Genomic DNA, 13,544 nt, shown 5'->3' with positions numbered 1-13,544 from the left:
GGAGACATGAACAGACATGGGTTGGTGCGCTTTTGGATTGGTCACCGTTGCCGTGCTCGGCGTTGTGGGCTGGGCGACGGCTTTTCGGCAGCGCCGACGGGCGATTCGCTATCGCGCGGCGTTCGATCGTGCCTTCGCGGTTGCACGGCGCGTGTACCACTTCACCGACGACGAGCGAGATGAGCTGACCCGGATCATCGGCGAACCGATCGAGCATCTGCCGAGCGGCACGGATCGTTAATACGACTCCGACAATTCCGGAGGGGTTGTCAGATCTCTCGTTTCTTCAGCCGCTCGACGGCGTAACTCGCCGCCCGTGCCGTCAACGCCATGTATGTGATCGACGGATTCTGATTCGCAGATGACGCCATGCAGGCGCCGTCAGTGATGAACAAGTTCTTAACGCTGTGGGCCTGATTGTGCGCATTCAGCACCGACGTCTTCGGATCGTGTCCCATGCGCGCCGTGCCCATCTCGTGGATGCATAAGCCAGGCAGGATCGGCGACGTGTAGGTCTGAATATCCTTCGCTCCCGCTGCGGCGAGTAGCTCGGCGGCGGTGATCTGCATGTCGCGGTGCATCGCCAGCTCGTTCTCGCCAAGCGAGCAGACGATGTGCGCGGCGGGAATCCCCCACTTGTCCTTCACCTGGGAATCGAGCGTCACCCGATTCTCCGGATTCGGCAACATCTCACCCCAGGCGTTGATTCCCAATCCCCAGGGACCGAGATCCGAGATGAGCGAGCGCTTGAAATCCGCGCCGAAGCCGGGAGTCCATTCGCCGCGATCCCAGCCCGAACGTCCCGCGCCGCCCTGAAAGCCGTAGCCACGAACAAAGTCTGGATGTTTCGTTTTCACATTGCGAAACCGCGCGACATAAATCCCGTTAGGCCGGTTCCCGAAAGTCGTCTTGTCGAGGAAACCGGGCATCTCTCCGTGCGCGCCGGCGAAGAAGGGATGATCCATGACATTGCGGCCGACCTGATCGCTGTCGTTCGCCATCCCGTTCGGGAACCGATCCGACTTCGAGTTCAGCAGCAGCCGTGCCGATTCGATCGCCGAAGCGCATAAGAACACCACGCGTCCTTCGAACTCGAGCGACTCGTTCGTGTTCGCGTCGATGACCCGAACGCCGCGAGCGCGGTCGCCCTTCGGATCGTATAATACGCTTTCGACGACGCTGAACGGCCGCAGCGTGAGCTTTCCCGTTTTCTGCGCGGCGGGCAGCGTGGCGTTGATGCTGCTGAAGTAAGACAGCGTGATACATCCCCGCTCACAGTGCCCGCAATAATGACACGCGGCGCGGCCATTGTGATTTTGAGTCAAAATCGCGGCGCGCCCGATCGTCATCACGCGCTCGCCACCGAACGCCTTTAGTATGTTCTCACGCGCCCTCTGCTCGACGCAGCTCATCGCCATCGGCGGCAGAAATTGCCCATCGGGGAGCTGCGGCAGTCCCTCGGCCTGGCCGCTGACGCCGATGAACCGCTCGACGTGATCGTACCACGGCGCGATGTCGGCATAACGAATCGGCCACTCGATGCCGATGGCTTCCTTCGCATTCGCCTCGAAATCGAGGTCGCTCCACCGGTACACCTGGCGACCCCACATGATCGAGCGGCCGCCGACCTGTCGGCCGCGGATCCAGCGGAACGGCTTGTCGTCGGGGAACGTGTATGGATTCTCGCGATCGTTCACGAAGAACTTGCCGCTCCATTCGTCGCACGCATAGCAGTCCTTCTGCATCGGCTGATCGCGCTCGAGCGCCTTTCGGTCTCCATAGCCGCGGAAATGGACCTGATACTCCGGTACGTGCTCGACGTAATCCTTGTTCGGATCGATCGGCCGTCCCGCCTCGAGCACGAGCGTGTTGAGTCCATGCTCACACAGCTCTTTCGCGGCCCAGCCACCAGTCATTCCCGAGCCGACGACGATCGCGTCGTATTGCGTCGCTCGTCTCATTGTCGGTCTCCCCGTGGTCCGCTGGTGCCTTGCAGCACGACGCTGGCGCATGCGTCGTAACGGCCGGGCCAGATATCGGTCTTCAACACGTTCTTCTGCACGATTTCCGACGTGAAGTAGCCGTACACCGTTAAGCGCTTGAGGTGGCCGAAGGCGTACCCAGCGCCCTCGTTGCTCTCGCGCGCGCCGTCGAGCGCGGCGAGCGTCAACGTGCGTTCCGGCGGCCCGAGCTCCACGAAACGACGGCGATAGGATGCGCGTGCTTCATGATCGATGGCGTCCAGCCCCGCCAGGAACTTCGCGCGCTCGGCATCGCTCGACCATTCCGCGAGCAAGAGGTCCACGAACTCGTTGACGCGGGCCGTCGTTGCACCCGGCGTGTCGGTCTCCGGGAGAATCATCTCGGCGATCGTCGTCACGAGCTCGTTCTGTTCGGATGAGAGAACTCTTAACGCAGCGTTCGGTGCGGGACGTTCGGGACCGAGGCGTCTGTGCACCGACTCGGCGATTCGAACCGCGGCGCTGGCGGGCGAGGGGATGAACGGCAGCGCGGCGGCCGCGCCGATGACCTTCAATAACTCGCGACGCTGCATTGTGATCGTTGGTTGGTGGTTGGCTGCTGCTGATGTGGTCCATAAGAATGCCGGCGAGCAAGCTCGCCGGCTAGTCCGATTCACCAACGACCAATCACCAACCACCAGCCACTACGTCGCCGGCCTCTGCTCCATCGTCACGGCCGTCGGCAGCGAGAACGTCGCCGGACGAATGTTCTGATTGACTCGGAACAGGTTCGTCGGATCGTATTGCTTCTTGAGCTCGACCAGCCGCTCGTAGTTCGCGCCATATGCTGCGCGAACTCGGTTCTCGTCGTCGCCCGAGAGGAAGTTCACGTACACGCTTCCAGTCGAATACGGGGCCGCGGCGTTGAAGAGCGCTCGTGCCCAACCAATGCCCGTCTCGTCACTCGACCGATCGGCCCAGCGTCCGTGGACGTTCATGAGATACTGCGCGTCGCGCCGCGCGTACGCCGAGTCGGCGTTCGTTAGGCGGTTGATCGCGCCGCCAAGCTGCGCGAAGAGGATCTCGCTATTCGGATCGGGGATGCGCCGCGCGAAATCCGTCAGCACCTCGATCAAGCCGTCGTCGAGATTTAGGAAGTCGTGGGATTTCCAGTAGTTGCGCATCCCTGGTGTAAGAAGTGGATCGAGGATCCGCTGCCACGCCGCGAAGGGCTGCGGACCGATGACATCGGCGATCGGATGCCCGAACTGGCGCAGCGGCTTGAGAATGCGCTCACCATCGGCGAGATCTCCCGAATAGCACGCCGCAAGTACGAGGACGTCTCTCCCATGCCATTCCGCAGGCAGAAAGGGAAGGGGAGGCGCCTTTCGCATGACCAGCCACAGTGCCAATTCATCGGGCGTTTCTGGCGCGAACGACCGATAGAAGCGCATCACGTCCTTCGCGTCCTCGAGCGGATGCACGATCAGGCCGGCAAGAACCGTTGGGCCGACCGAGTGCAACGCGAACTCGAACGACGTCACGATGCCGAAGTTGCCGCCGCCGCCCCGAAGCCCCCAAAAGAGGTCTGCGTTCTCGGTAGCACTCGCGCGAACGGTCTCGCCATCGGCGGTGATGACCTCTGCTCCCCGTAGGTTATCACTCGACAAGCCAAGCCGTCGACTCAGCCAGCCGAAGCCGCCGCCGAGGGTCAGGCCTGCGACGCCCGTGGTCGAGTTGACGCCCAGCGGCGTTGCGAGACCGTGCTCCAGTGTCGCCTTGTCGATCGCGCCTAACGTGGCGCCGCCGCCGACGCGAGCCGTGCGCGTCGTGGGATCGACGATCACCGACCGCATTGGCGAGAGATCGATCATGAAGCCATCGTCGGCCACTGCATTGCCGGCAATGTTGTGCCCGCCCCCGCGGACTGACGTGAGGAGCGAGTGCTCGCGCGCGAAGCGCACCGCCTGGACGACGTCGTTCGCGTCGGCGCACTGCGCGATGAGCGCGGGCCGGCGATCGACCATCGCATTCCAGATCGTCCGCGCATCGTCAAAATCAGGAACGTCGCGCGTGATCAGCCGCCCGTGAAGAGATGTTCGCAGCCGTTCGATGACGTCGTCAGGCAAAACGACCTCGCCGCCGCTGAGTATCTGGATTCCAACACCCATAAGCCTACCTCCAGTGGTGCAAAGAGGACTGCAGTGTCGAAGCGCAAAGGCGCGACGCGTGGAGCGGGGATTCGGCCGGCTGTCGGGGGCACGGATCATAACGCTTTCCCGAGCCAACCGCCCCCCGATCCACGGCGCCGAGTTGTCCCTCGCTCCGCTGTCAGCTAATACGCGGAGGGAGACGAAATCGGGACACGCGGTCAGCGTGGGACAACGGCGAGCGTGCAGCGCGATATGCAGACGGGTTTGTCCTGCTCGTCCACGATCCGGACGTCCCACACCTGTGTGGATCGCCCAACGTGAAACGGCGTCGCCGTCGCTCGCACGAGCCCCTCCCGCTTGGCCCGGATGTGATTCGCGTTGATCTCGAGCCCAACGGCGCTCTGCCGCTCGAGGTCGACGTTCATCGCCGCGCCTAACGACGCAACGGTCTCGGCCAGTGCTACAGAGGCGCCGCCGTGGAGAATTCCGAACGGCTGGCGTGTGCGCTCGTCCACGGGCATCGTCGCGACGACGCGCTGCGGCGTGAGCTCGACGATTTCGATTCCGAGGAGGTCGGCGAGCCCGCGCGTGGGTAGCGCCTGGAGTATCTCGCGATGGTCGGTTGCGGTGCGATCGGTCATGTCCACAATTCTTCTCAACGCACGAATCGGCGGCAATGGGTCACCCCCGGCAATGGGTCAACAACAGGCGGCCATCTGCTCGAATGCGCGCCGGCGATGGTGACATCAGCGAAAGTCCACCCTGGCGCGTACTGCCCACGTGCTCCACTCTCCCGACCACCCCACAACTGTCGGAAAGGACAACTGACATGTCTCGCAGGATGATTCGGATCGGCCTTCTTCTCCCCCTCCTCGCGTTCGCCATTCCCTCCTTCGCCGGCGCCCAGACGGCAACCAAGGCCGCGCCCCAGCGGATGGATTCGGCCTACACCGCGAAAATCCACGAGTATCTCCAGGATCCTCGGATCACGACGGAACTGGTCGACCACCTCCCAGCCTCGAACACCGTCCCGACGCCGCTCAAGTTCCTCGGCAAAATCGTGGGGACGCCAGGCGAGCTGACCCACGCCCGGGACATCCATCGATACATGGAGGCGATCGCCAAGGCATCGCCGCGCGCGAAGTTCTGGACGATCGGCAAGACCGAGGAAGGCCGCGACATGGTGCTCCTCGCCATCGCCGACGAGCAGACCATCAAGCAGCTCGATCGCTACAAGGGCATGCTCAAAGCCCTCACCGACCCTCGCAAGACGACCGAGGCGGAGGCTCAGCGCATTCTGCACACCGCCAAGCCGGTCTACTACATCACGAGCGGCATTCACTCGCCGGAGTTCGGTGGTCCGGAGATGCTGATGGAGCTCGCGTACCGGCTCGTCGTCGAAGAGACGCCGCTGATTCAGAATATTCGTAACAACGTGATCACCCTCATTACTCCGGTTGTCGAAGTCGACGGGCGCGAGAAAGCGGTCGACACGTATTACTGGAACAAGAAATACCGCCAGACCGTCGGCACATTGCCGCTGATGTACTGGGGCAAGTACGTACAGCACGACAACAACCGCGACGGAATGGGTCAGTATCTCGACCTCACCAAGAACATCACAAAGGTCACGCTCGACTGGACGCCGACGATCCTCCACGACCTGCACGAAGCCGTGACCTATCTCTATGCATCGACAGGCACCGGCCCGTACAACGAGCAGATCGATCCGATCACGATCGACGAGTGGTGGATGCTCGCGAAGAACGACATCGACGAGATGACGAAGCGTGGCGTCCCTGGCGTGTGGACGTACGGGTTCTACGACGGGTGGGTGCCTAACTACTTGTTCTTCATCGCCCACACCCACAACGCCGTCGGTCGCTTCTACGAGGTGCAGAGCTATGGGCCGGACAACTACGAGGTCCGCCCGCCCGCAACGACGACGAGCCGAGAATGGTTCCGGCCGAATCCGCCCCTTCCATACATCAAGTGGGGCGCACGCAACAACACGAACATTCAGGAGTCGGCGATTCTCTTCGCGCTCAATTATGTCGCGAAGAACAAGGCGATGTACCTCGACAATTACTGGATCAAGAACAAGCGTGCCGTCGCGAAGGGCAAGGATGGCCCGCTGTTCGGCTGGGTCATCCCCGCGAATCAGCATGCAAAGGAGAACGCGGCGGAGGCTGTAAACGACTTGCGCCGCCAGGGCCTCGAGTTCGACGTTGCGACGAGCGCCTTCACGGCCGGCAAGGTCCATGTTCAGCCGGGTGACTACATTATTCGCGGCGATCAGCCCTATCGCACGATCGCCGACATGTACTTCGCGCTGCAGAACTTCTCGCCGGCGAACCCGGCGCCGTATGACGACACCGGCTGGACGTTCCCGCTGATGCGGAACCTCACGGTCTTCGATGTCACCGATAAGAGTTTGCTCGCCGAACCGATGAAGAAGGTGACGGGCGATGTCACCGCACCCGGCGGAATCACCGGCACGGGCAGCGTCGTCGTCGTCGACAACACGAGCGACAACAACCTCGTCACGTTCCGTTTCAAGCTTGCCAATGTAAAAATGCAGGCGGCCGAGGAGGAGTTCGACGCGAACGGGCATCACTTCGTGCCGGGCGCGTTCGTCATCGCCGACGCGAATCGGGCGCAGCTCGAGCCGGTGCTCGAGCAGCTCGGCCTCTCCGGCTACGCGATGGCGTCCGCCCCTGCGGTGAAGTCGCACGACCTCGACATCCCGCGCATCGGCTACGTCCATAGCTGGACGCGCACGCAGGACGAAGGTTGGGTCCGCGCCGCGCTCGATCACTACGGCGTGCCCTACGCCTATTTTGGCGAGCCGAAGCTCAAGGAAGGAAATCTCCGCGCCAAATACGACGTCATCATCTGGCCGCATGGTGGAACGCCGATCGGCGGGCCGCTGCCTGGCCAGGCATTCGGCGGTGGTCGCGGCGGCGCCGCCGCTGACTCCGGTCGCCCGGCGCCTAACGTGCCGATCCCCTACAAGCGCACGGCGGAATTCCAGGCGTTAGGCTACCCCGACTCGACCGACGACATTCGTGGCGGCGTTGGACCGGAAGGCTACAAGGCGTTGTACGAGTTCGTGCAACAGGGCGGCACGCTGATCACCGAAGGCAGCACGGCAGCGATCCTGCCCGAGATGAAGCTCGTGCCTGGCGTCACGGTCGAAAATCCACCGACGCTCTTCGCGCGTGGGACGATCCTTCGTGGCATCATCAGCGACCGCCACAGCCCGCTCGTGTACGGCTACGATCATGGCGAAGTCCCGGTGTACTTCAACTCGGGTCCCGTCCTGAATGCGGGCGCCGGTGCTCCGCCGCCAGTCGAGGTGGCCGCCGCTTCGGCAGCGCCTAACGCGGCGCCCGGCGGCCGCAGTGCCGCGCGTCCGCAGGGACAGAACACCACACCGATGGCGACGCAGCTCAAACTCTCGGCGTGGGATCCGGATCACTCCGGCCAGGCATACGGCGTGTTGCCCGCGTCGGCGATCGATTCCGGCCCCGCGACTGGCCGCGCTGGCCGCGGCAGTGGAGGAGGCGGAGGCTTCGGCGGTCCGACGACGGCGCGTCCGGTGGCTGGCCTAACGGCTGATCCGTCGAGCAAGACGCGTGTCGTTATCCAGTTCCCGGCCAATGCCGAGGACATGCTCCTGTCCGGCACCCTCGAGGGGGGCTCGACACTCAGCGACCGCGCGCAACTCGTCGATGAGTCGATCGGTCAGGGCCACGTCGTGATGTTCGCGATTCGACCCTTCTGGCGGTGGCAGACACAGGGCACGTTCGCCATGGGCTTCAACGCGATTCTCAACTGGAATGATCTCGACGCGGGCCGGAGCGCAAAGACCGCGACTGACAGGTGAATGAAGAGGGGTTAGGGCTAGAGATTAGGGGCTAGAGATTAGGGGCTAGAGACTAGGGGCTAGGGCATAGTGCGCGGTGCGCGCTTTCCGCTAGCCCCTATGTCCCTAGCCCCCATTCCGATCAGCCCGCGGGGAGGGGTAGTCCGGCGCTCGTGCCCAACCCTTTGTCCGCAGCTTGTGTCCCAGTGGCATGATCGAATCGACCATACTGCGCGACGTGCGCTTTGGCTGGCGTTCGTTGATGCGCGCCCGCGCCTTCACCAGCACCGCCTTGGTCGCGCTCGCCTTGGGAATTGGCGGGACGACCGCGATCTTCAGCGTCGTCGATGCCGTGCTCCTTCGGCCGCTCCCGTTAGGCGATCCGGACCGGCTCGTTGCGATCCTGCACCATCGCAGCAATCCCGTCGCCCCCGCGAACTTTCTCGACTGGCGGAGGCAGAGCACCGCGTTCGAGCGTGTCGGCGCCGCCGAGTACTGGACACCTAACGTGACAGGCGGCGGCAATCCCGAGAAGGTCCAGGCGCTCCGTCTCACGACGGACGCCCTGCAGCTCGCCGGCATACAACCCGCGCTTGGCCGGCTCTTCGTCGCGGGCGAGGACGAGCCGGGACGTGAACACGAGGCCGTCCTGTCCTGGGGCTTCTGGCAACGGCGCTTCGGCGCCGATCGGAGCATCCTCGGCCGGACGATCACACTCGACGCCAACGCCTACACGGTGGTTGGTGTGATGCCGCCCGGCTTCGACTTTCCGATGTTCTGGGCGCACGACGTCCATCTCTGGGCGCCGCTCGCGTTAGGCACGCAATCGGCGAGCCGAGAAGGCAGTTCGCTTCGCGTGCTCGCCAAGCTCCGAACGGGCGTTTCGCTCGCGGTTGCGCGCGCCGAAATCGCGAAGGTCACCGCCGGACTCGAGCGGACATATCCGGGGACCAATCGCGATGTCCACGTCTATCCGTTGCGCGATCTCGTCGTCGGCGACGTCCGGCCCGCGTTGTTGGTGCTTCTCGGCGCAGTCGGATTTGTCCTCCTGCTTTCGTGTGCGAACGTCGCGCACATGCTGCTTGCTCGCGGCGCTGCGCGCGAGCGGGAAATTACGGTGCGCGCGGCGCTGGGCGCGGGTCGTACCCGACTCGTCAGGCAATTGCTTACCGAGAGCTTGCTGCTTGGCGGTATCGGCGGAGTCATCGGCCTCGTGCTCGCTTCCTATGGCGTTCACGCACTCGTTGCGTTAGGTGGCGCCGGCCTGCCGCGCGCCGGCGAAATCGGCCTCAATGCGCGCGTGGTCGTGTTCACCCTCGGCGTGTCGCTCGCCACGGGTCTCCTCTTCGGCATGGCTCCGGCACTGCGCTCGTCGCGCGCGCAACTCACCGATTCGCTGCGCGAAGGTGGGCGAGCTGGGACGGGGAAGCGACAACACCGTCTGCGCGATCTGTTGGTAGCGTCGGAGTTTGCGCTTGCCCTCATTCTCCTCACCGGCGCGGGCCTGGCAATTCGCAGCTTCATTGCGCTCCACAACATTGATCCCGGGTTCGATCCGCGTGGCGTCGTCACGATGGTAGTGTCGTTCACTGGATCCGCCGAGGCATCGCCCGGACGTCGTGTGCCCTTCATCGAACAGTTGCTCGCGCGCGTTCGATCGCTACCGGGCGTCGACAACGCGAGCGCGATCAATCACGTGCCGATCATCGGTGACAATTGGGGGATGCCATACTTCGTCGAGGGGCGAAGCGTTCCGAAGCCGGGCGACGCACCGACTGCCACCTATCGAGTCGTGCTGCCAGGATACTTCGCGACGATGGGCGTTCCAATTCTGCGCGGACGCGACGTGGCCGCGACCGATCGCCTTGGCATGCCAGCCGTCGTAATCATCAACGATTTCATGGCGCGCCGCCTCTGGCCCGGTGACGACCCGATTGGCAAGCGCATCACGCTCGACCGACCCAGCGCGAACTCGACGTGGTTCACGGTGGTCGGGATCGTCAAGAACATGGTGCGCTCCGATTGGGCGGCGCCGCCGGAGGGGGAGATCTTCGTGCCATGGCTGCAAGAGGAGAATTTTCTAACAAACATGGCACCGCACGTCGGGTACATGACGCTAGTCGTGCGCGCGCGGTGCGGAGCGCCACTCGCGTGTGACGCGGCGCCGCTTGTGCCTGAGATTCGAAATACGGTCTGGTCGTTCGACCGCAACCTTCCCGTATCGGAAGTCAGGACGATGGACGCAGTCGTGCAGATGGCGAACGCACGCCCGCGTTTCACGCTCGTGCTTCTCGCCGTCTTTGCAGGTGTCGCGCTGCTGCTCGCAGGCGTGGGCATTTACGGCGTGATGAGCTACGCCGTTGCCAGACGTACACACGAGATCGGCATCCGGCTCGCGTTAGGTGCCGCGCCTGGCGCCGTGGTGAGGATGGTCGTTCGGGAGGGAATGGTCGTTGCGCTCATCGGCGCGGCGGCCGGCGTAGCAAGCGCGTTGCTCCTGACGCGATCGATGGCGAGCTTCCTGTACGGCGTGCAACCGTCGGATCCGCTGACGCTTGGCGCCGTTTCGCTCGTTCTGATAGGCGCGGCTCTGGTTGCCACGTACCTGCCCGCTCGCCAGGCCGCCCGCACGGATCCCCCGACGGCCTTGCGAGGCGATGGGTGAGGCCACCAATCGCCTGTCAACGATTTGTCCGGACGGCGTGTCCAATAGGGGCCGTCGAGCGGTACGAGCACGATCTCTGCAGGCCGGGCTCGGTGTTCATTAGCCAATTCTAATGTTCGGCTGGTTGCGGTGACGACGTCCCAACGCTAGGCTGGAAATGCTGGTCGTGCCCCGAGTCGGGCGCGACGTTCTTCTTTTCTCCGGCGAATCCATATGGAACAGCTTCGCAAACCCTGGGTGCTGTTGCTCGTCCTCGCTCTCTTCGTTGCCGGGCCGATCGCGTGGTACAAGTGGTCTGGCCCTTCGAGCGCCGCAGACGAAGCCGCCGTCATCGCCACTGTAAAGGAAGGCAGCTTCCACGTGACGGTGACCACGACCGGCGAGTTGCGGGCGCGCAAGTTCGTCCAGGTTACGGGGCCTGGGAATGCCCAGGCGATCAACGTCTACCAGACCAAGATCGCGTCGATCGTGCCCGAGGGGCAGGTCGTAAAGGAAAACGACGTGATCGCCGAGCTGGATAAGGGCCCCGTTGCCGCGAAGCTCGCCGATGTTACGCTCAACCTCCAGAAAGCCGAGGCACAGTACACGAGTGCGCAGCTCGACTCGGCGCTCAACCTGGCCACGGCGCGCGAGGACATTCGTACCGCGGAATACACGCTCGAGGAGAAGAAGCTCGCCAAGGAGCAGGCGCAGTACGAGGCACCGACGATCAAGCGCCAAGCGGAGATCGATTTCGAGAAGGCGCAGCGAGCGTTCGATCAGTCGAAGGTGAGCTACCAGACGAAACTCAAGCAGGCCGTGGCGAAGATGGCGGAGGTCGGCGCCGATCGTGATCGTCAAGCGAACCAGCTCAAGATCATTCAGGACGTGATGTCGAGCTTCACGATCAAGGCGCCGTCGTCGGGCATGGTGATCTATGTCCGTGAATGGAATGGCAAGAAGAAGGGCGTCGGCTCGCAGTGGAGTCCGTGGGATCCAACGGTGGCGACGTTGCCTGATCTCTCGCAGATGGAATCCGACACCTACGTGAACGAAGTCGATGTTCGCAAGATCGCCGCCGGTCAGAAGGTTCTCATCTCGCTGGACGCCGATCCAACGAAGAAGCTCCACGGCACGGTGACGTCTGTCGCCAATGTCGGCGAGCAGCGGCCGAATCAGGACTCGAAAGTCTTCGAGGTGAAGATCGACATCGCCGCATCGGATACAACGCTCCGTCCCGGCATGACGACCTCGAACGCGATCGAGACTGCATCGGTCGACCATGTGCTATCGGTGCCGCTCGAGGCGGTGACGAGCGATGGCGGTCTTTCCTTTGTGTACAAGCGCGACGGGAGCCACGTCATCAAGCAGCAGATCGATCCGGGCGTGATGAACGACAACGAGATCGTCGTACGGCGAGGTCTCGAGAAAGGCGACAAGGTGCTCCTCGCGCCGCCGCCAGATCGCGCGAGCCTGAAGGTCGCGCTCATTCCGGGGCTCAAGCCCGTGGCGCCAGCGACGGGCGGTTCCGATACCGCGAAGAGTGTCATGCTCTCGGCGCCTGCTCCGCGAGCGAATGCCAAACCGCGCTGATCGAGCGCGCGAGATCGCGACGCACGTTGCCTTCAGTGCCCGTACCGCCGCCGAGGCGGTCGGGCACAACAAGCTGCGCGCGGGGCTTACGTCGTTAGGCATCCTCTTCGGCGTCGCGTCGGTGATCGCGATGCTCGCCATCGGGAATGGCGCCGAGCAGGAGATCCTCGAGCAGATGCGCTTACTCGGCGCCAACAACATCGTCATCACGCCGCTCGTCGAGCAGAAGGAAGGCAAGGTCGACAAGGACGACAAGAAGGACTCCAAGCGCTTCACGCCTGGCCTCACCTATCGCGACGCCGAGAGCATCGCCGAGGTGATTCCCGACGTCAACGCGACGAGCAGCGAGGTCGTCGTGAACACCGTGCTCACGCGCGAGGGACTGCACCGCTCCGGCAAGGTCGTTGGCGTCGATTCGTCGTACTTTCGGCTCATGAACATGGGCCTCGTGCAGGGGACCCTCTTCTCTCGCCCGCACTACGACGCCGCGTCGGCGGTCGCGATCATCGGGCAAGGTGTGAAGTCGCGCTTCTTCACTACCGAAGAACCGGTTGGCCGCACGATCAAGGTCGGCAACCAGTGGTTGACCGTGGTCGGCGTGCTCGAAGACCGAAAGGTCTCCGCTGACGTATCGCAGCGGTTAGGCATCCGCGACGTCAACATGGACGTCTATGTTCCGCTGCCGACGATGCTGCTTCGATTCCGCAATCGCGGCGAGGTGACGCAGGAGGAGATGGAGCTTGCGGCGCGGGAGTTCAGTCTGCCGGATTCGTCGGAGACGGACGATCAGCGCGCGGAGAAACGCAACTACAACCAGCTCGACAAGGTCGTCGTCCAGGTGAACCGCGCCGCCGCCGTATCGCCCGTCGCGGAGATCGTTCAGCGTCTGCTCAAGCGCCGCCACAATGACGTCGTCGATTTCGAGATCACCGTGCCCGAGCTGCTGCTCAAGCAGGAGCAGCGCACGAAGACGATCTTCAACGTGGTGCTCGGCGCGATCGCGTCGATCTCACTCATCGTCGGCGGCATCGGCATCATGAACATCATGCTCGCGTCGATCCTCGAGCGCATCAAAGAGATCGGCGTACGTCGCGCGGTGGGCGCGACGCAGGGCGACGTTCGCGCGCAGTTCCTGAGCGAAGCCGTGATGATCAGCCTCGCGGGCGGAATCGCCGGCATCATCTGCGGCGGGCTCGCCGCGGTCGGCATCGAGCGACTCGCGAAGATCCACACGATCGTGTCGCCCATGTCGGTGGCCGTCGCATTCGGCGTCTCGGTCGCGGTAGGACTCGTGTTCGGGATTGTGCCGGCGACGAAAGCGGCGA

General features: G+C 63.6%; 9 protein-coding genes. 5 read left to right on the top strand and 4 right to left on the bottom strand.

Annotated features, from left to right (window positions below; all coding sequences use genetic code 11):
• Window positions 1-16 precede the first annotated feature (16 nt).
• On the top strand, window positions 17-241 hold the full coding sequence (locus VGH98_12145) for a hypothetical protein (GenBank protein ID HEY2376718.1): 225 nt from the start codon (window positions 17-19) through the stop codon (window positions 239-241).
• A 28-nt stretch (window positions 242-269) separates the two neighbouring features.
• Here the strand turns inward: VGH98_12145 and VGH98_12140 are convergent, their stop codons facing one another.
• The 4 genes from VGH98_12140 to VGH98_12125 form a co-directional block, all read right to left on the bottom strand.
• Window positions 270-1,961: a GMC family oxidoreductase gene (locus VGH98_12140; protein HEY2376717.1), complete on the bottom strand. Its 1,692-nt coding sequence runs from the start codon at window positions 1,959-1,961 to the stop codon at window positions 270-272.
• On the bottom strand, window positions 1,958-2,554 hold the full coding sequence (locus VGH98_12135; protein ID HEY2376716.1) for a gluconate 2-dehydrogenase subunit 3 family protein: 597 nt from the start codon (window positions 2,552-2,554) through the stop codon (window positions 1,958-1,960). Before VGH98_12135 ends, VGH98_12140 begins: the two co-directional genes overlap by 4 nt.
• Window positions 2,555-2,665: 111 nt before the next feature.
• Window positions 2,666-4,132: an FAD-binding oxidoreductase gene (locus tag VGH98_12130; GenBank protein HEY2376715.1), complete on the bottom strand. Its 1,467-nt coding sequence runs from the start codon at window positions 4,130-4,132 to the stop codon at window positions 2,666-2,668.
• Between the two features lie 200 nt (window positions 4,133-4,332).
• Window positions 4,333-4,755: a hotdog fold thioesterase gene (locus tag VGH98_12125; GenBank protein ID HEY2376714.1), complete on the bottom strand. Its 423-nt coding sequence runs from the start codon at window positions 4,753-4,755 to the stop codon at window positions 4,333-4,335.
• 188 nt (window positions 4,756-4,943) lie between these two features.
• On the opposite strand from VGH98_12125, the gene VGH98_12120 reads away from it, so the two are divergent.
• The 4 genes from VGH98_12120 to VGH98_12105 all read left to right on the top strand — a co-directional run.
• Window positions 4,944-8,003, top strand: a complete 3,060-nt coding sequence (locus tag VGH98_12120; protein HEY2376713.1) for a M14 family zinc carboxypeptidase — start codon at window positions 4,944-4,946, stop codon at window positions 8,001-8,003.
• 190 nt (window positions 8,004-8,193) lie between these two features.
• A complete protein-coding gene (locus tag VGH98_12115) occupies window positions 8,194-10,647 on the top strand; it encodes an ABC transporter permease (GenBank protein HEY2376712.1) in 2,454 nt (817 codons plus the stop codon).
• A gap of 213 nt (window positions 10,648-10,860) precedes the next feature.
• Window positions 10,861-12,219, top strand: a complete 1,359-nt coding sequence (locus VGH98_12110) for an efflux RND transporter periplasmic adaptor subunit (GenBank protein HEY2376711.1) — start codon at window positions 10,861-10,863, stop codon at window positions 12,217-12,219.
• On the top strand, window positions 12,203-13,544 hold a 1,342-nt coding region (locus VGH98_12105; protein HEY2376710.1), incomplete at its 3' end, for an ABC transporter permease. The genes VGH98_12110 and VGH98_12105, both read left to right, overlap by 17 nt.

The sequence above is a fragment of the Gemmatimonadaceae bacterium genome (genome assembly GCA_036496605.1).
Lineage (GTDB): Bacteria > Gemmatimonadota > Gemmatimonadetes > Gemmatimonadales > Gemmatimonadaceae > AG2.
Note: the sequence above shows the minus strand (reverse complement) of the source record. Positions and strands in the feature narration are given on the sequence as shown.